General features: G+C 67.0%; 16 protein-coding genes and 1 riboswitch. Of the genes, 10 read left to right on the top strand and 6 right to left on the bottom strand.

The genetic code is table 11. The annotated features are described in order from the left end of the window. Window positions 1-72 precede the first annotated feature (72 nt). The 4 genes from OHA70_RS38295 to OHA70_RS38280 are packed head-to-tail and all read left to right on the top strand — an operon-like array spanning window position 73 to window position 2,286. The gene (locus OHA70_RS38295; RefSeq protein ID WP_328326530.1) at window positions 73-507 is read left to right on the top strand and encodes a MarR family winged helix-turn-helix transcriptional regulator; all 435 of its coding nucleotides are present in this window, start codon (window positions 73-75) and stop codon (window positions 505-507) included. Continuing rightward, window positions 504-1,595 carry an MFS transporter gene (locus OHA70_RS38290; RefSeq protein WP_328326528.1) on the top strand — a complete coding sequence of 364 codons (1,092 nt, stop codon included), beginning with the start codon at window positions 504-506 and terminating at the stop codon, window positions 1,593-1,595. The genes OHA70_RS38295 and OHA70_RS38290 overlap by 4 nt, the downstream gene beginning before the upstream one ends. A gap of 57 nt (window positions 1,596-1,652) precedes the next feature. Then, a complete protein-coding gene (locus OHA70_RS38285; protein ID WP_328326526.1) occupies window positions 1,653-1,856 on the top strand; it encodes a hypothetical protein in 204 nt (67 codons plus the stop codon). Between the two features lie 13 nt (window positions 1,857-1,869). After that, entirely contained in the window at window positions 1,870-2,286 is a 417-nt protein-coding gene (locus tag OHA70_RS38280; RefSeq protein WP_328326524.1) for an isochorismatase family protein, read from the top strand. A gap of 90 nt (window positions 2,287-2,376) precedes the next feature. On the opposite strand, the gene OHA70_RS38275 is transcribed toward OHA70_RS38280, so the two are convergent. Both OHA70_RS38275 and OHA70_RS38270 read right to left on the bottom strand, forming a co-directional pair. Next, on the bottom strand, window positions 2,377-3,444 hold the full coding sequence (locus OHA70_RS38275; RefSeq protein WP_328326522.1) for a ribonucleotide-diphosphate reductase subunit beta: 1,068 nt from the start codon (window positions 3,442-3,444) through the stop codon (window positions 2,377-2,379). Beyond that, on the bottom strand, window positions 3,441-6,290 hold the full coding sequence (locus OHA70_RS38270; protein ID WP_328326520.1) for a ribonucleoside-diphosphate reductase subunit alpha: 2,850 nt from the start codon (window positions 6,288-6,290) through the stop codon (window positions 3,441-3,443). The genes OHA70_RS38275 and OHA70_RS38270 overlap by 4 nt, the downstream gene beginning before the upstream one ends. A gap of 207 nt (window positions 6,291-6,497) precedes the next feature. After that, window positions 6,498-6,614, bottom strand: a riboswitch (cobalamin riboswitch). Between the two features lie 136 nt (window positions 6,615-6,750). Between OHA70_RS38270 and OHA70_RS38265 the strand changes: the two genes are divergently transcribed. Further along, window positions 6,751-7,857 (top strand): serine hydrolase domain-containing protein, encoded by a 1,107-nt coding sequence (locus OHA70_RS38265; protein ID WP_328326518.1) that lies wholly within the window; start codon window positions 6,751-6,753, stop codon window positions 7,855-7,857. Between the two features lie 102 nt (window positions 7,858-7,959). On the opposite strand, the gene OHA70_RS38260 is transcribed toward OHA70_RS38265, so the two are convergent. Both OHA70_RS38260 and OHA70_RS38255 read right to left on the bottom strand, forming a co-directional pair. Next, window positions 7,960-8,541, bottom strand: a complete 582-nt coding sequence (locus OHA70_RS38260) for a DinB family protein (protein ID WP_328326516.1) — start codon at window positions 8,539-8,541, stop codon at window positions 7,960-7,962. A gap of 86 nt (window positions 8,542-8,627) precedes the next feature. Beyond that, a complete protein-coding gene (locus OHA70_RS38255) occupies window positions 8,628-9,899 on the bottom strand; it encodes a Fic family protein (protein WP_328326514.1) in 1,272 nt (423 codons plus the stop codon). A 442-nt stretch (window positions 9,900-10,341) separates the two neighbouring features. Between OHA70_RS38255 and OHA70_RS38250 the strand changes: the two genes are divergently transcribed. Both OHA70_RS38250 and OHA70_RS38245 read left to right on the top strand, forming a co-directional pair. Next, entirely contained in the window at window positions 10,342-11,532 is a 1,191-nt protein-coding gene (locus tag OHA70_RS38250) for an ice-binding family protein (RefSeq protein ID WP_328326512.1), read from the top strand. A 92-nt stretch (window positions 11,533-11,624) separates the two neighbouring features. Then, entirely contained in the window at window positions 11,625-12,293 is a 669-nt protein-coding gene (locus OHA70_RS38245; protein WP_328326510.1) for a class F sortase, read from the top strand. Between the two features lie 2 nt (window positions 12,294-12,295). On the opposite strand, the gene OHA70_RS38240 is transcribed toward OHA70_RS38245, so the two are convergent. Both OHA70_RS38240 and OHA70_RS38235 read right to left on the bottom strand, forming a co-directional pair. Next, window positions 12,296-13,159, bottom strand: a complete 864-nt coding sequence (locus tag OHA70_RS38240; RefSeq protein ID WP_328326508.1) for a 3-methyladenine DNA glycosylase — start codon at window positions 13,157-13,159, stop codon at window positions 12,296-12,298. Further along, the gene (locus OHA70_RS38235; protein ID WP_328326506.1) at window positions 13,156-13,644 is read right to left on the bottom strand and encodes a GNAT family N-acetyltransferase; all 489 of its coding nucleotides are present in this window, start codon (window positions 13,642-13,644) and stop codon (window positions 13,156-13,158) included. Before OHA70_RS38235 ends, OHA70_RS38240 begins: the two co-directional genes overlap by 4 nt. A 98-nt stretch (window positions 13,645-13,742) precedes the next feature. Between OHA70_RS38235 and OHA70_RS38230 the strand changes: the two genes are divergently transcribed. Genes OHA70_RS38230 through OHA70_RS38220 form a run of 3 tightly spaced genes read left to right on the top strand, consistent with a single transcriptional unit; the run spans window position 13,743 to window position 17,021 of the window. After that, the gene (locus OHA70_RS38230) at window positions 13,743-14,531 is read left to right on the top strand and encodes a fumarylacetoacetate hydrolase family protein (protein ID WP_328326504.1); all 789 of its coding nucleotides are present in this window, start codon (window positions 13,743-13,745) and stop codon (window positions 14,529-14,531) included. Next, window positions 14,524-16,062 carry a glutamate--tRNA ligase gene (gltX, locus tag OHA70_RS38225; protein WP_328326502.1) on the top strand — a complete coding sequence of 513 codons (1,539 nt, stop codon included), beginning with the start codon at window positions 14,524-14,526 and terminating at the stop codon, window positions 16,060-16,062. Before OHA70_RS38230 ends, gltX begins: the two co-directional genes overlap by 8 nt. Beyond that, window positions 16,062-17,021, top strand: coding sequence for a CPBP family intramembrane glutamic endopeptidase (locus OHA70_RS38220; protein ID WP_328326500.1), 960 nt, complete (start codon window positions 16,062-16,064; stop codon window positions 17,019-17,021). Before gltX ends, OHA70_RS38220 begins: the two co-directional genes overlap by 1 nt. Window positions 17,022-17,125: the final 104 nt, after the last annotated feature.

The following is a 17,125-nucleotide window of genomic DNA, read 5'->3' as shown; positions in this document are numbered from 1 at the left end:
GTTGGTTGCGCCAACGATAAAATAGACAGTCTGGACTGGACAGTCTGGACTGAAGAGTTTAGGGTCGAAGCCATGGAGATCTCGGAGTCCGCCGCGCTGGCGGCCAGCGAGGTGCGGGTGACCTTCGGTCGCCTGCGCCGCCGGTTGCGCGCAGTGGCGTCGACGACGGATCTGACGCCGTCGCAGGAGTCGGTGGTGAGCCGGCTCGACAAGACCGGCCCGGCGTCGGCGAGCGATCTCGCAGTCGCCGAGCGGGTGCGGCCGCAGTCGATGGCGGCGACGGTCGCGGCGCTGGTCGAGCTGGGCTTCGTCGAGCGGACCCCTGATCCCGGCGACGGCCGCAAGCAGCTGATCTCGCTGACCACGGCGGGCGCCGACCGCTTGCAAGGCGACCGGCAGGTCCGGCAGGAGTGGCTGGCCACGACCTTGCAGGAGCGATGCACCGAGGCGCAACGGCAGACCGTCATCGAGGCGCTGGCATTGCTGGATGAAGTGACCCAGGCGTGAGTTCTGCGAGTTTCGATCGCAAGCTGATCGCGCCGATGATGCTCGGCTCGATCCTCAACCCGATCAACTCCTCGATGCTCGCGGTCGCCCTGATCCCGATCGGCGCCGCGTTCGGCATCCCGCCCTCCCAGACGGCCTGGCTGGTGACGGGCCTGTACCTCGCGACGGCGGTCGGCCAGCCGGTGATGGGCAAACTGGTCGACACCTATGGACCGCGGCGGCTCTACCTGATCGGCACCGCGCTGGTCGGAGTCGCCGGGTTGATGGGTGCGCTGGCGCCGAGCCTCGGCTTCCTAATCGCTTCCCGAGTACTGCTCGGCTTCGGTACTTCGGCCGCGTACCCGGCCTCGATGTCGCTGATCCGCAGCGAGTCCGACCGCACCGGCCAGGAGAGCCCGACCGGCGTACTGAGTGCCCTCTCGATCGCCAACCAGGTCATCGCGGTGATCGGCCCGACGCTCGGTGGAGTGCTGATCGGGCTGGGTGGCTGGCATCTGATCTTCACGATCAACGTGCCGCTGTCGGTCGCCTGCGTTGTGCTCGGCTGGTTCTGGCTGCCTCGGCGCTCGACCGGCGTACGGACGGGGCAGCGGTTGGACTACGCGGGGATCGTGTTGTTCGCGGCGATGCTGGTGTCGCTGATGGTCTTCCTGATGCTGCCTGCCGTGAATCGCCTGTACCTGCCGGTGCTCGCCATTGGGTTTGGCGCAGCCTTCGCCTGGCGCGAACTCCGGACGCTGGAACCGTTCATCGACCTGCGCGTGCTCGGTGGCAATGCGCCCTTGCTGGCGACCTATGCGCGGCAGGTGCTGTCGTTCGTGGTCAGCTACTCGTTCCTCTACGGGTTCGCCCAATGGCTGGAGGAGAGCCGCTCGTTGAGTGCCTCGTCCGCCGGGCTGGTGCTGCTGCCGATGTCGGGCGCCGCGATCGTGATCACCGCGATCACGGGGCGGCGGGCTCAGGTACGGGGCAAACTTGTTGCCGGAAGCATCATCTTGCTGCTCGCCGTTGCCGGCCTTCAGCTGGCTGAGTCGGGGAGCGCTCTCTGGCTGCTCGTCGGACTCGGCATCACGGCCGGATTCCCGTAGGGACTCAACGGCCTCGCCAATCAGAACGCGCTCTACCACCAAGCGGATCCGGCCCGGATGGGCTCATCGGCCGGCCTGCTTCGTACCGGTACCTACCTGGGCGCGCTCATGGCCGCCGCCGCCAACGCCACCTTCTTCAAGACCGGCGCCTCGACCACCGGCCTCCACCACTTGTCGTTCTTCCTCCTGATCACCAGCTCCCTGCTGCTGATCATCACCCTCCTGGACCGCTCGCTCCGCCGGATCGGCCAACCCAGCTGAAAGGTCATTCCCAGTGGCACTCACTACCCTCGACCCGAAGACCGCACTCGTAGTCATAGATTTGCAGAACGCCGTCGTAGCCCTCCCCGGTACGCCGCTGACCACCGCTGATGTGGTCGCCCGCTCGGTAGAACTGGCTGATGCATTCCGCGCCAAGCAACTCCCCGTTGTACTGGTCCGCGTCGAGACCACTCCCGCCGACAGCCTCCCCGGCCGCACCGAAAGCCCTCGCCGCGCCACCAGCATCGGCGTCGAGTCCTCAGCCCGAGCCGCCTACGAACACGGCTACAACGTCACCCTCGCCACCGACGCGATGACCGACCTCAACGAGGATGCCCACAAGAACAGCCTGACCTGGATCTTCCCCCGCCTAGGCGAATCCGGCACCACAGCCGAAGTACTGGAACTGCTGGCCAAAACCCACAGCTGAACCAGATCGGGCGACCTTGAACACCACATGGCGACCTTGAACAGGTAATAACCTGTTCAAGGTCGCCGGTGGGTGTTCTAGGTGACTACTTCAGTCCCAGCTGAGGCCGCCGCCGGACTGGTACTCGATGACGCGGGACTCGAAGAAGTTCTTCTCCTTCTTCAGGTCCATCATTTCCGACATCCAGCCGAACGGGTTGCGGGTCTCGCCGAAGATCGGGGCGATGCCGATCTGCTCGGCGCGCCGGTCGGTGACGAAGTGCATGTACTGCTCGCACAGGTCCGCCGTGAGGCCGAGCATGCCGTTGGGCATGGTGGCCCGGCCGTAGGCGACCTCGAGCTCGCACGCTTCGGTCAGCATCTGCCGTACCTCGGCCTGGAACTCAGCTGTCCACAGGTGCGGGTTCTCCTGCTTGATCTGGTTGATGCAGTCGATGCCGAAGTTCAGGTGGATCGACTCGTCGCGCAGGATGTACTGGTACTGCTCGGCGATCCCGACCATCTTGTTGCGCCGGCCGAGCGACAGGATCTGCGCGAACCCGGTGTAGAACCACATGCCCTCGAAGACCACGTAGAACGCGATCAGGTCCCGCAGGAAGTCCGTGTCCGACTCAGGAGTCCCGGTCTTGAAGTCAGGGTCCTCCAGGTGCTGCGTGTACTTCAGCGCCCACGCGTCCTTGTCGGAGATGGACGGCACCTCGCGGTACATGTTGAACAGTTCGCCCTCGTCCAGCCCGAGTGACGTACAGATGTACTGGAAGGTGTGCGTGTGCACGGCTTCCTCGAACGCCTGGCGGAGCAGGTACTGCCGGCACTCGGGGTTGGTGAGCTGGCGGTAGACCGCGAGCACGATGTTGTTCGCGACCAGCGACTCCGCGGTGGCGAAGAAGCCGAGGTTGCGCTTCAGCATCAGCCGCTCGTCCTCGGTGAGGCCGTCCTTCGACTTCCACAGCGCGATGTCGGCCTGCATGGAGACCTCGGTCGGCATCCAGTGGTTGTTGCATCCGGCAAGGTACTTGTCCCAGGCCCACTGGTACTTCAGCGGCAGCAGCTGGTTGACGTCCGCCCGCGCGTTGATCATCGCCTTGTCGGCGACCTCGATCCGGGATGCGCCGACGGCGATCGAGCCCAGCCCGGTCACATTGCTGGTGGTGGTCACTGGCAGGCCTCGCAGTCAGGGTCGTCGATCAGGCAGACATTGGGTGCATCCAGCAACGAGTCGTCCATCGGTACCTCGGGAGCAGGCTTCGGCGGAGTGACCGGTACTGCGTTGAGCCGGCCATCCGTGCCTTGCAGCGTGGACTTCTCGACGTGCGTGGCCGACTGGGAGCGCAGGTAGTACGTGGTCTTGAGCCCGTACCGCCACGCCGACCGGTACAGCTCATCGAGCGCCTTGCCCGACGGCGCCGTCATGTAGAGGTTGAGCGACTGCGCCTGGTCGAGCCACTTCTGCCGGCGCGACGCCGCCTTGACCAGCCACAGCGGGTCCATCTCGAACGCGGTCGCGTACAGCTCCTGCAGGTCGGCCGGTACGCGGTCGATCTGGGACAGGATGCCGTCGTGGTACTTGAGGTCGGACACCATGACCTGGTCCCACAGCCCGCGCGCCTTCAGGTCCGCGACCAGGTACGGGTTGGCGACGGTGAACTCACCCGACATGTTCGACTTCACGAACAGGTTGCGGTAGATCGGCTCGATCGACTGGCTGACCCCACAGATGTTGGAGATCGTCGCGGTCGGCGCGATCGCCAGCACGTTGGAGTTGCGCATGCCATCCCGTAGTACCTTGCCGCGCAGCGCGTCCCAGTCGAGCTGCTTGCTCGTGTCGACGGTCAGGTCGCCGTTGCGCGCCTGGCGCAGCAGCTCGAGCGAGTCGATCGGCAGGATGCCCTGGCTCCACAGCGAGCCCTCGTAGGTCTGGTATCGGCCGCGCTCGGCGGCGAGATCGCTCGACGCCTCGATCGCGTGGTAGCTGATCTGCTCCATCGAGCTGTCCGCGAACGCGACGGCCGCGTCGGAGCTGTACGGGATGCGCAGCGCGAAGAGCGCGTCCGCGAAGCCCATCAGGCCGAGGCCGACCGGACGGTGACGCTGGTTGGCGCGCTCCGACTCCGGCGTCGTGTAGAAGTTCACGTCGATCACGTTGTCGAGCATCCGGACGGCCGTCTTGACGGTGCGCTTCAGAAGCTCGGCGTCGAGACCGGTGTCCGTCAGGTGGGCGACCAGGTTGACCGAGCCCAGGTTGCAGACCGCGGTCTCGTCGACGGTGGTGTTCAGGGTGATCTCGGTGCACAGGTTCGACGAGTGCACGACACCATCGTGCTGCTGCGGCGAGCGCAGGTTGCACGCGTCCTTGAAGGTGATCCAGGGGTGACCGGTCTCGAACAGCACGGTCAGCATCCGGCGCCACAGGTCGACGGCCTTGACCCGGCGGAACACCCGGATCTCGCCCTTGTCGGCTTTGTGCTCGTAGTTTTCGTACGCCGTCTGGAACGCGGTGCCGTACAGATCGTGCAGGTCCGGGACCTCGTCGGGGGAGAAGAGCGTCCAGTCGCCACCGGACTCGACCCGCTGCAGGAACAGGTCGGGCACCCAGTTGGCGGTGTTCATGTCGTGCGTGCGGCGACGCTCGTCACCGGTGTTCTTGCGCAGGTCGAGGAACTCCTCGATGTCCATGTGCCAGGTCTCGAGGTACGCGCAGACCGCGCCCTTGCGCTTGCCGCCCTGGTTCACCGCGACGGCGGTGTCGTTGGCGATCTTCAGGAACGGTACGACGCCCTGCGACTCGCCGTTGGTGCCGCGGATCTTGGCGCCGATCCCGCGGACCGGGGTCCAGTCGTTGCCCAGACCACCCGAGTACTTCGCCAGCAGCGCGTTGTTGCGGATGCCGGCGAAGATGCCGGACAGGTCGTCGTCGACGGTGGTGAGGAAGCAGGAGCTCAGCTGCGGACGCGTCGTACCGGAGTTGAACAGGGTCGGCGTGCTCGACATGAACCGCATCGAGCTGAGCAGCTCGTAGAACTCGATCGCGCGGTCCTCGCGGTTCTCCTCCTTCAGCGAGATGCCCATCGCGACCCGGAGGAAGAAGGCCTGCGGGAGCTCGAACCGGGTTTTGTCGATGTGCAGCAAGTAACGGTCGTACAGGGTCTGCAGGCCGAGGAAGGCGAAGTCGAGGTCGCGCTCGGGCTGGATCGCCGCGGCCAGCTTGGCCAGGTCGAACGTGGCCAACTCGGGGTCGAGCAGCCCGGCCTCGATCCCGGTCTGGATGTACTTCGGGAAGTAGTCGACGTACGCCGTGGCCATGTCGGCCTGGCTCGCCTGGCGGGGTTCACCGTGCACCCGGCCGAGGGTCTCGCGACGGATCTGGTCGAGCAGCAGACGGGCGGCGGCGAAGCTGTACTCCGGTTCCGTCTCGACGTACCCGCGAGCCGCCATCACCAAGGCCAGCTCGACCTCGTGCTGGGCGATGCCGTCGTAGCAGGAGCCGAGCGTCTCGTTGAGGATCAGCTCGGCGTCGACGGAGTCGAGGCCCGCCGCTGCCTCGGCGACGATGACGCGGAGGCGGTCGACGTCCAGGGGAGCGGTGCTGCCGTCGGCCGCTTTCACGGTGATGACCGGGGTGGTGCTGAGCTCGGCGGCGTTCTCCGGCGTACGGGCCTTGGTGCGCTCTTCGCGGTACAGGACGTAGGCACGGGCGACCTGGTGTTCGCCGGCCCGCATCAGGGTGAGCTCGACCTGGTCCTGGATGTCCTCGACCTGGACGCTGCGCCGGGCGTCACCACGGCTGGTCAGCGTGTCGACGACCTTGGCGGTGAGGTCGGCGATCAGGTCGCGGACGCGGTGGCTGCCACCGGCCTCCGTGCCCTCGACGGCGAGGAACGCCTTGCTGAGGGCGACCGAGATCTTGGTCGGATCGAAGGCGGTGCTGTTGCCGTCCCGGCGTACGACGGTGAGCTGGTTCGGGGGTGCGGCCTGGGCCGACTGACCTGCAGAAACGATGGTCACAAGCGCTCTCTCCACGCGAGTCTCTTGACGACCGGGACCCGGTTGAGCGCATGACGGGACGCGCGACGCAGATCGTCGAGGAGCCCAGACTCCACCCGTGGGCTGCCCGCGCAGTACTGCTGCTGCACTGCTGTTGCGCGCCAACCCGACGGTCTGCTGCTGTCTCGCCCTGCGACCCGCCCTCGAGGTCTCGGACAGCGCGTGCCGGCGGCACGCGCACCGGTCGCAGGTATTCGGGCTCACGGGAACTGCTTGTCCGCTTACCGCTGCGGGGCAGCCCCGGATTCTCACCGGATTCCCCTGACGACCAGTGGAGAGACCTTAACTCGCCGAACCCCACATCTAGTGCCTCGACTCGCCGCGTGTCGCACATCTTGTGTGAAAAACGCATCTCGGCACCATGTCAAGTTTGCCGCAGCGGCTCCGACCCGGTACTGAGAGTCGTCAACGAGGAGCTGGTATGAACGAGTTGCAGGAGCAAGTTGTGGACGTCATCGAGGGGCTGGTGGCGTCGGGCGCGGAGAACGGCGTGCAGGCCACTGTCTACCGGCATGGGGAGTTGATCGTGGATGCCGTGGCCGGCGTCGCTGACCACCGGACTGGGCGGCCGGTGACGTCGGACACGCTGTTCTATGCGGCATCGACGGTGAAGGGCGTGACCTCGACCGTCGTGCATGTGCTGGTCGAGCAGGGGGTGTTGTCCTACGACACGTTGGTGGCTTCGGCGTGGCCGGAGTTCGGGGCTCATGGCAAGGAGTCGACGACGGTGCGGCAGGTGCTGACGCACTCGGCCGGCATACCGGCTGTGCCGGCGGATCTGACGTTGTCGCGTTTCTGTGACTGGGACGCGATGTGCAGCTTGATCGCTTCGTTGGAGCCATGGTGGGTGCCGGGCTCTCGCGTCGGATATCACGCGGTGACGTTCGGCTTCATCCTCGGCGAGGTGGTCCGGCGCGCGACCGGGTCACCGATCTCCACTGTGCTCGCCTCGGTTGTCGGTGAGCCACTCGGCATCGAGAACGAGCTGTACTTCGGCGTACCGGCTTCCGAGCTCGGCCGGGTGGCGCACTTCGAGGACGACCCGGCCGGCGCAGCGATGTTCGCCTCATTGCCACCCGACTTCCCACTCTTCAAGTCCGGCCCCCGATCGCTGTTCCCCAACGCGGCCCTGGCCAACAATGCCGCCGTGACAATGGCCGACATCCCCGCGTGGGGCACCGCGACCGCCCGCTCGCTGGCCCGCATGTACGCGGCCCTCCTGACCGACGTCGACGGCGTACGCCTGGTGAGCCCGGCCCGCCTCCAGAAGATCTCCTCCCTCTCAACCACCGGCAACGACGAAATGACCGGCGGCCCCGCCCAGTACGCCCTCGGCTACACCGTCGGCCAGGTTGGGATGCGGCCTGTTGCGCCGACTGTGTTCGGCATGGTCGGCATCGGAGGCAGCGCCGCCTACGCGGACACCGCCACCGGCATCTCGGTCGCCGTCACCAAGAACCGCTTCAACCCCACCGAAATCAACGCCTTCGAGCAGGTCTGGGACCTAGCCGCCAAGGCTTTCTCCTGATTCTGGACCGGCCGGGTGGCGCAGGCCTGGTCGCCGAGGCGCGCTCCTGAGCGGTGGATGGAGCGGCCTCCGCCTCGGCGACCAGGGGATGGGGGGAGGAGGTCAGGCGGCTAGGGCGTGGAGGTCTTGGAGGGTCATGATTTCTGAGCCGTGGTGGATGAGTTCGCGGTTGAGGCGGAGGACCACGTGGCCGAAGGGCTCGGCGGCGTCCAGTTCGGTGGCTTGGCTGAGGCCTACGGTCATCGCTTGGTCTTCCTCCAGTTCGGCGATGGAGTCGCGCCAGGCCTCGACCCAGTGCGCCAGCCACGCGACGGCGTCCTGGGCGTTGCCGTGCAAGGTGATGTCAGCGCGCCCTTGTCGGCTCGCGCCGAAGGTCCATTCCCAACGCTCGAAGAACGTTTCGGTCAGATGCGCGATCAGCCAGGCGATCGTCCGCGGCCCGCGATGGTCCGGCTCGTCCGGCCATTGCGCCACCCACTCGCCCGACCCGAGCGACCTGAACCGCCCCGCGTACTGCCGGCGCACCACCGTCAGCGCCTCACTGCTCGGCCGCCAGAAGTACTCCTCGTCGGTCAGCGCCGCCAACCGGCCCGACAACACCATCCAGCTGAAGCCGAGCTGCCCGCGCACCATCGCCATGGCGGACGGCCGCTGCAAGATCTCCCAGTCGAACGGCTCCGGCATCACAGATCCTCACACTCCCCGATTTGGTCCAGCTCTCGAACATGTGTTCGAATTGTTCATCGAGGAAGCGAGGAAAGTCAATCAGCTCAGCGTGTTGGTCGTGGCACTGACGGAACCGGTCTGCTAGGCGCCGCGACCTGGGTGTCGGCCGCCGGGCTGGCGAAGCGGCGTTCGAGGAGGGTGAAGGCATCGATCAACTCAGGAGCTTCATACACACGGTTGCGGCGACCGTCGGTGATCTCGCGCAGAACGGCGACCTCGGTCAGCCGTGCCAGCGCCTGATTCGCGGCCTGCTGCGACCTGCCGATCAGCTCAGCCGCGGCGGCGAGCGTCAGGACGGGTGCGGCCGGCAGAGTGTCGATCAGGAGGTCAACGGCGGATCCCGCACGCACCGGCGCAGCTCGTTCGCGCCAAGCAGTCTTGAGGTCCGCGGCGGTGCGTTCGAATCGTGCGGCCTCGCCGGTCGCATGGCTGCACGCGGTGGCGAACATCAGCAGCCACTCGTTCGCAGCACTGCGGGCGCGCGCGTTGGTGGCCTTGCCGGTATGCCGAAACGCAGTCAGCGCTTCGACGTACTGCGTCGCATGCGTGGCAAGCGACAGCGACACCGGCGGCACACTCCGCTCGACCAGCCCCTCCGCCCGCAAAACCATATGAATCAGCGCCCGCCCGGTCCGACCGTTGCCATCGGCAAATGGATGGATCGTCTCGAACTGCGCATGCGCAATCCCCGTCTTCGCCAGCACCGGTAACGGCGACTCACGAACAAACGCCATCAGATCCGCCAGCAACTCAGGCACCACATGAGCCGGCGGCGGCACGTAATACGCCTCAGCGGGGGAGCGCCCACCGATCCAGTTCTGCAGATAACGCACCTCACCCCCGAACTCAGGATTCGGCGAATGCGCCATCAACCGCCGATGCGCTTCCAGCAGATGCTCAACCTCTAGTTTGTCCCCGATCCGGACCGACTCGTTCACCCACATCATCGCGTCGACCGCCCCGAGCACCTCCTCGGCCGTCACGTCATGATGCCGCCCACTGTCGCGCAATGCCTCGGCCTTGAGTAACCGCCGAGCTCCCACCACCAAGCCCTCGATCTGGGACGACCCAACGGCCTCTGCCCGCAACAACAACCGGGCCAACGCCTCGCTGTTCGTCAGTACCGCCGCGGTCGCATCCAGCCGCGCGAGATCCCCGGCCGCATCCTCCAACGCGGCCAGCACCTCATCGCTGAGGTCGAAGTCCCGGCCGACCAGCGGATCAGGAAAGTACAACTCATACGACCCGCCCAGCCGCTCAGCCCGGGTGAACCCATCCGGGTGCCCCGGCCACCGATGCAGTTCCACCCGAGCCATACCATCGAGTGTGCCTTATTCAAGCTTATTGAACAACCTTGATTAATCACCTCTCGCCAGTTGAGCGCGGACGCGTGCGCCGGAGGCCCGCACTAGTTGAATCAGGCAACTAACCGGACTGGTTGCCGATGGCATCCGTCGAGTTGTTGACAGGTAGTGATTGGTGACCTAACGTCAGCCTCAGTTACGAATTGTGATCGGCGTATCGCGGCCTCTGTGGACTGCCGCCGATCGAACGGGGTGCGAACGCGCCATCAACTCGCGGCGGGACCTGGTGTTCCCGCCGATGGCGGTCTCCCGATGTCCTGTTGCCGGCCTCTGCCCGGCCCTCGAGACGTCGTCCGTGTAGCAGCGGACCCTCCCTCGCGAAGACTGCCGGCGCGGCACGCGGTGCTGCCTGCCGGATCAGGCACTTATCGATGGACTTGAGGGTGAATCGATCATGAAATTCTCCAGGCACGGGCCGATCCGAGGCGGCTGGCGGCTGAGCGTGCTGGCGGTCGCCGCAGCGGTCGCAGTCTCCGCGGGAGGCATGCTGGTCACCGGACGAAGCGCCCAGGCGGCGGCGGTCCAGGTGCCGTTGGGTACGGCCGGAAGTTTCGTGGTGCTGGGCGGGTCGGGGATCACCAATACCGGGCCGACCACGCTGAACGGCGACATCGGCAGTTTCCCCAACCCGTCGATCAGCGGGACGGGGACGATGACGATCACCGGGACGAACCATGCCGGGGACAGCGTCACCCAAGGCGCGAAGGACGACCTGGTCACGGCCTACAACGTCGCGGCAGGGGAGTCGCCGCCGTCACCGATCACCGACGACCTGGGTGGCAAGACCCTGACCCAGGGGGTCTACAACTCGGCGTCCTCGATCGGGCTGACCGGGACCCTCACCTTGGATGCCGAGGGCGACGCGGGGCCGGTGTTCGTGTTCCAGGCGGGCTCGACGCTTACCACGGCCTCCAGCAGCCAGGTGCTGCTGACCAACGGAGCCCAGTCCTGCAACGTGTTCTGGCAGATCGGCAGCTCCGCGACGATCGGTACCGCCACCAGTTTCCGCGGCACCATCCTGGCGTTGACGTCGATCACGATGCAGACCGGCGCCACCGCAATCGGCCGCCTACTGGCCCGCAACGGCGCCGTCACCCTGGACACAAACACCGTCACCAAACCACTCTGCACCCCCACCCCACCAACCTCCCCACCCACAACTCCGCCGACCACGCCACCCACGACGCCGCCGACCACGCCACCGACGACGCCGCCGACCACACCACCGACGACGCCGCCCACCACTCCGCCCACAACGCCGCCGACCACACCGCCGACGACGCCACCGACCACCCCACCCACGACGCCGCCGACGACTCCGCCCACGACGCCGCCGACCACCCCACCCACGACTCCGCCCACGACGCCGCCCACGACGCCGCCGACCACACCACCGACGACCCCACCCACAACGCCGCCGACCACACCACCGACGACCCCACCCACAACGCCGCCGACCGGGCCTAAGCCGCCGCAGGTGACCAAGACGCCGCGGGGGCCTGTTGGTACGGGGGATGCGTCCGGCTGGTCGATCTGGCTGATCGAGCCTCCGGTCGTCCCATGGTTCGGCTGGACAACGCCGTGAGGACCGGCGCAGCGGTCATGCTCATGGTGGCGGCTCTTGTCGTGGCGGGGTGTAGCAGTGAGTCGGGCACGGGGCCGACTCACACCGACCCGATGCAGTTCGACGTACCGAGCGGGACCGCTGCGCCGACCACCACCGTCCTCACACCCAGGCCGAACACCCACGTCAGCACACCGGCCGCGACCGCGGCTCACCGCACGAGTGTCGCGCAGGACGAAGAGACAGCACGCCAACCCAACCCAGTACTCCGCACGGAGCCAGCCGGACCGTCCCGGCCACGACCCCCCGGCCAGGGCCACCGTCGGCCGGCTCCGATGCGGCCGTCCACCCCGATCCGGGTTGTCATACCCGCGATCGGGGTGGATTCGAGTCTGATTCGCCTGGGCCTCAAGTCCACCGGCGATCTGCAGGTACCGCCGAACGGATTCCCAGCCGGCTGGTTCACCGGCGCCCCCACTCCAGGTGAGAAAGGCCCCGCCGTCATCGTCGGCCACGTCCGCTGGTCCGGCCGGCCGGGCGTCTTCGCCGGACTGCGCGGGCTGCGGCCAGGCGACAAGATCACCGTGATCCGCCACGATCGCAGCGCGGCGGCATTCAGGGTGGTCCGGGTCAAGCAGTACCCAAAGTCCACCTTCCCGAGCTCCGCGGTGTACGGCGATCTCGACCACGCCGGGCTGCGGCTGATCACCTGCGGCGGACTCGACTACGTATCCGGCAAGTTCGAAGCCAATCTCGTGGTCTTCGCCGACCTGACGGCCTAGCTTCAGCTGGTGGCGACAGGTTGGAGCAGGCGTTCGCAGAGTTCGATGAGTTGCCGGCGAAGCGGGTCGGCGCGAACGGCGAACGAGCGTTGGGCGGCCGCGTATTCGGACTTACCGGCCGAGGTCTCGATCTCGACCGGGATGTACCCGAGGGCGGTGAAGTCGTACGGCGACGCGCGCATGTCGAGGGTGCGGATGTCTCGCGCTAGTTCGAAGCAGTCGAGAACGAGCGAACTGGGGGCGAACGGCATCAACTTGGTCGCCCACTTGTAGAGGTCCATGTTGGCGTGGAGGCAGCCGCCTTGCTCCAAAGCGGGCTGGGACTCACGAGTGGGCTGCAGGACGTTGAGAGGCCGGGCCGGCTCGGTGAAGAAGCGGAAGGCGTCGAAGTGGGAGCAGGCGATTTTGCTTGACTTCACGACCTGGTTGGTGGCTTCACTGCCCAGACGCAGCGGCCAGTCGTGGCGTGTCTCGTCTGAGCGATAGACCATGGCCCATTCGTGGAGGCCGAAGCAGCCGAATTGGGGTTGGCGGGAGGCGGTTGCTGATAGCAACCTTCCGATCCAGGTGATGGAGTCGGAGCGGCGGGAGATCTCGGCCGGGTCCAGCCGAGCCACGTCATCGGCGTACAGGTAGCCGCGTTTGCCCTCGTAAGCCCGAGCGCCGCGCAAACCAATGCCCGGGCCGGGGTGCCAGAGGCGGAGTTGTTTGGGGCGTGTGGGGTAGTAGGTGAAGAGGAAGTCCTCGACCGGGTGCTTCTCGCCGCGGGCCTTGCGCTCCAGATGACCTGCGAGCAAGGCGTCTACCCGAAGCGCGTGGGCTGCTTGGAGCGGTTGCCAGTCGGAGGGGTCCAGTACGACGGTCATAGGTCCAGGGAGAAGGCGTACAGGTCGACGCCGGGGCGGGGGGACCAGTCGCGTTCGGGGAGGCGGGTGAAGCCGAGGCGGCCGTACATACGGTGGGCTGTGGTCATGTAGCTGGCGCTCGACAAGACGACGCGGTGGTAGCCCAGTGAACGGCTCCGGTCCACGCAGTGCTCGGACAGCGCGGTACCGATGCCCCGGCCGCGCGCAGTCGCCGCCACCCCGAGCATCCGGAACTCGCCCTCGCCGTCGCGGCCGATCTCGGCGTACACCGAGCCAGGTACACAGAAGGTGACCGTGCCTAAGAGTTCCGTACCGTCGGCAGCGACCCACAACTCCGCCTTCGCCGCGCGGTCGGCCGCGTTGCGCAGGGTCAGCCCGTAGTCGGAGCCGGGCGGGATGAAACCGTCCACCGCATAGGCCTCGGCGGTCAGCTCGCCCACTGCGTCGTACTCCGCGGGCAGCGCCAGCCGGATGTCAGTCGTCACCGGATAACTGTCTCACCCCGGCACGACGGTAGGCTCGGGGCGATCGTGACTCTGGTATTGACTCCAGTAGTCGACCCACCTCGAAGTAAAGGCTGCACGTGCGTATCGCCAGATTCTCCGTCGACGACGAACCGAAGTACGGCGTCGTCGAGACCGATGACCCCGAGGGGCTCACCGGTACCGTCGCAGTGCTCGACTCGGACCCGCTGTACCGGCCGGTCCAGTTCACCGGCGAACAACTGCAATTGGCGGACGTCCGGCTGCTCGCCCCGGTGATCCCGCGCAGCAAGGTGGTCTGCGTCGGGCGCAACTACCAGGCGCACGCCGAGGAGCTCGGCAACGAGGTGCCGAAGGAGCCGCTGATCTTCCTGAAGCCGAACACCAGCGTGGTCGGCCCGCGGGACGGCATCGTCTACCCCGAGCAGACCAACGACCTGCACTTCGAGGGCGAGCTGGCGATCGTGATCGGCCGGATCTGCCGCGACCTGCCGAAGGAGCGGGCCGAAGAGGTCATCTTCGGCTACACGATCGCCAACGACGTGACGGCCCGGGACCTGCAGAAGTCCGACGGCCAATGGGCCCGGGCGAAGGGGTACGACACGTTCTGCCCGCTCGGCCCGTGGATCAGTACGGACCTGGACGTGGCCGACCTCCGCGTCACCACCACGCTGAACGGCGAGCCGAAGCAGGACGGCCGGACCTCGCAGTTCATCTTCGACATTCCCGAGGTGCTGGCCTACATCACCTCGTTCACGACGTTGCTGCCTGGCGATGTCGTGCTCACCGGCACCCCCGCGGGTGTCGGCCCGATGCTGCCCGGCGACGAGGTCGCCGTCAGCGTCGAAGGACTCGGAACTCTGACGAACAAGGTGATCGTGCGTGACTGACAAGCCTGCCCTGACCGACGACGATGTCCTCGGCGGCTTGGAGCCCAACCAGGTGCGAGTGCGCTTCCCACCGTCGCCCACCGGGCTGCTGACGGTCGGCAACATCCGCAGCGCGCTGTTCAACTGGGCCTTCGCCCGGCACTACGGCGGCAAGCTCATCCTGCGGATCGAGGACACCGACAAGTCCCGCAACACCCCCGAGGCGCTGCAGTACACGCTCGACTCGCTCAGCTGGCTCGGCCTGAACTGGGACGAGGGCCCGGAGGTCGGCGGCGAGTACGGCCCGTACCTGCAGTCCGAGCGGATGGACACGTACGCCGACGTCGTGGCGAAGCTGCTTGCCGCGGGCAAGGCGTACCACTGCTACTGCTCGCAGGAGGAGCTCGACCAGCGCCGCGAGGCAGCTCGTACCGCCGGGCAGCACAGTGGGTACGACGGTCACTGCCGCGCGCTGACGCCCGAGCAGGTGCAGGCGTACATCGACGAGGGGCGGCGTCCCGTAGTACGGCTGCGGATGCCCGATCGTCCGATCACCTTCGACGACCTGGTCCGTGGCGAGATCACCTTCCTGCCGGAGAATCTGGGCGACTACGTGCTCGTCCGGGCCAACGGCTACCCGCTCTACCCACTGGTGAACCCGGTCGACGACGCGCTGATGGAGATCTCCCACGTACTCCGTGGTGAAGACCTCCTCTCCTCGACCCCGCGCCAGATCGCCCTGTACGAGGCGCTGGCCGAGATCGGCATCGGCTCCGGCCGGACGCCGCGGTTCGGGCACCTGCCGTTCGTGATGGGCGAGGGCAACAAGAAGCTGTCCAAGCGCGACCCGGGCGCCGGCCTCGGCGAGTACATGGAGCGCGGCTTCCTGCCCGAGGGGCTGCTGAACTACCTGGCCCTGCTGGGCTGGTCGATCGCCGACGACCGCGACGTCTTCACCATGGACGAGATGATCAAGGCGTTCGACATCCGCAAGGTGAACGCGAACGCGGCCCGGTTCGACCCGAAGAAGTGCGAGGCGATCAACGCCTCCCACATGCGGATGCTCGACCCGGCCGAGTACACCAAGCGCGTCATACCGTTCCTGGCCAAGGCGGGCATTCTGCCGGCCGAGCCGTCGGCGGAGCAGCTGGAGTTGCTCAGCGCCGCCGTGCCGCTGGTGCAGGAGCGGATGAACACGCTGTCGGAATCGGTCGAGATGCTCGGCTTCCTGTTCGTACCGGACGAGGCGTTCTCGATCGACCCGGACTCGGCCGCCAAGGTGCTCACCGGCGACGCCGGCGCGGTACTGGAGGCGACCGGCAAGGCGCTGGCCGGGGTCGGCGAGTGGAAGACCGAGGCGATCGAGGCCGCGTTGCGGGCGTCGCTGATCGAGGGTCTGGGGCTGAAGCCGAAGAACGCGTTCGGCCCGGTCCGGGTCGCGATCTCCGGCCGCCGGATCTCGCCGCCGTTGTTCGAGTCGCTGGAACTGCTCGGCCGGGAGCGCTCGCTCCGCCGCATCGAGCAGGCCCGCGCGAGCCTCCCGGCGGAGTGATGTCGTACGCCGGTACGCCGGGTCCCGGGGCGTCGCTCGACCCCCGGGACACCGGCCCGCAGCCGTACCACCGGCTGCTGCGCAACAACGTCACGCCGTCCGCGTTCGTGCTCCTCGGGGCACTGACCGTGCTGGTCGGCTGGATGTTCTGGAGCGTGCTGGTGCTGTCGATCCAGCAGTCGATCCGGACCGACCCCAAGGGGACCGTGTCGTGGCTCGGCCTGCTGGCGACGAACCTGTCGCTGATCGTGCTGATCCCGCTGACGATGATCGTCGCGACCAAGCTGAACAAGCAGACGCCGGGCTTGCTGTCCTCGGTGACCGGCAAGGTCCGCTGGCGGCCGCTCGCGGTGTTCGGCGTCGCGGCCGTGGTGGTGGAGCTGGTGATGCTCGGCGTCATCGAGCTCGGCGGCGTCGATGTCCTGGGCGGCGGGTCCGGCGTGGCCCCGGATGCGGCCGGCGTGATCGCAGTGACGTTGCTGACGTCGACGTTCCAAGCAGCGGGGGAGGAGTACTTCTTCCGCGGCTATCTGCTGCAGGCGGTCGGTGCGGTGGTGCGGAGCTCGCTGGTCGCAGTACTGGTGACGACCGTGCTGTTCACGATGGCGCACGGGGTCTGGCCGTGGGAGAGCCCGGCGCTGTTCCTGGACCGGTTCGCGTTCGGTCTGGTGGCGGGGTTGCTCGCGGTCCTTACCGGTGGGCTGGAGGCGCCGATCGCGGCGCATGCGGCGAACAACGTGATCACCTTCATCTACGCGGCTCTGACGAACAGCGTGGGCGACAGCCTCGGGGCGTCCGACGCACCCTGGTCGCTGGTCATCGTCGATGTGGTGAAGTTCGCCGCCTTCGGTGCGATCGCTGTGCTGCTGGCCCGCAAGCAGGGAATGGCGACGCGGTGCGAACTGCCGCTCGCGACCTCACTGGTTTCGGATCGTGGTCCGGGGCGGCGACTGCTGTGACGGGAGTGACAGCTGAGGACGCTGACCTCGTTTTGGTTTCTGGCGGCATGCTGCGATAGGCTCAGCGGGCCAGGTTGTGAGGGCGGAAACGCACTGACAATCGC

Origin of the sequence: Kribbella sp. NBC_00382 (assembly GCF_036067295.1) — a bacterium.
Classification (GTDB): domain Bacteria; phylum Actinomycetota; class Actinomycetes; order Propionibacteriales; family Kribbellaceae; genus Kribbella.
The sequence above is the reverse complement of the archived record's forward strand: the minus strand, read 5'-3'. Positions and strand labels throughout refer to the sequence as shown.

Bases quoted from the DNA above. Each gene is read 5' to 3' on its own strand.
- OHA70_RS38285 (WP_328326526.1), top strand. From the start codon at position 1,653: ATGGGCTCATCGGCCGGCCTGCTTCGTACCGGTACCTACCTGGGCGCG.
- OHA70_RS38265 (WP_328326518.1), top strand. From the start codon at position 6,751: ATGAACGAGTTGCAGGAGCAAGTTGTGGACGTCATCGAGGGGCTGGTG.
- OHA70_RS38250 (WP_328326512.1), top strand. From the start codon at position 10,342: ATGAAATTCTCCAGGCACGGGCCGATCCGAGGCGGCTGGCGGCTGAGC.
- OHA70_RS38295 (WP_328326530.1), top strand. From the start codon at position 73: ATGGAGATCTCGGAGTCCGCCGCGCTGGCGGCCAGCGAGGTGCGGGTG.
- OHA70_RS38255 (WP_328326514.1), bottom strand. From the start codon at position 9,899: ATGGCTCGGGTGGAACTGCATCGGTGGCCGGGGCACCCGGATGGGTTC.
- OHA70_RS38220 (WP_328326500.1), top strand. From the start codon at position 16,062: ATGTCGTACGCCGGTACGCCGGGTCCCGGGGCGTCGCTCGACCCCCGG.
- OHA70_RS38260 (WP_328326516.1), bottom strand. From the start codon at position 8,541: ATGCCGGAGCCGTTCGACTGGGAGATCTTGCAGCGGCCGTCCGCCATG.
- OHA70_RS38240 (WP_328326508.1), bottom strand. From the start codon at position 13,159: ATGACCGTCGTACTGGACCCCTCCGACTGGCAACCGCTCCAAGCAGCC.
- OHA70_RS38245 (WP_328326510.1), top strand. From the start codon at position 11,625: ATGCAGTTCGACGTACCGAGCGGGACCGCTGCGCCGACCACCACCGTC.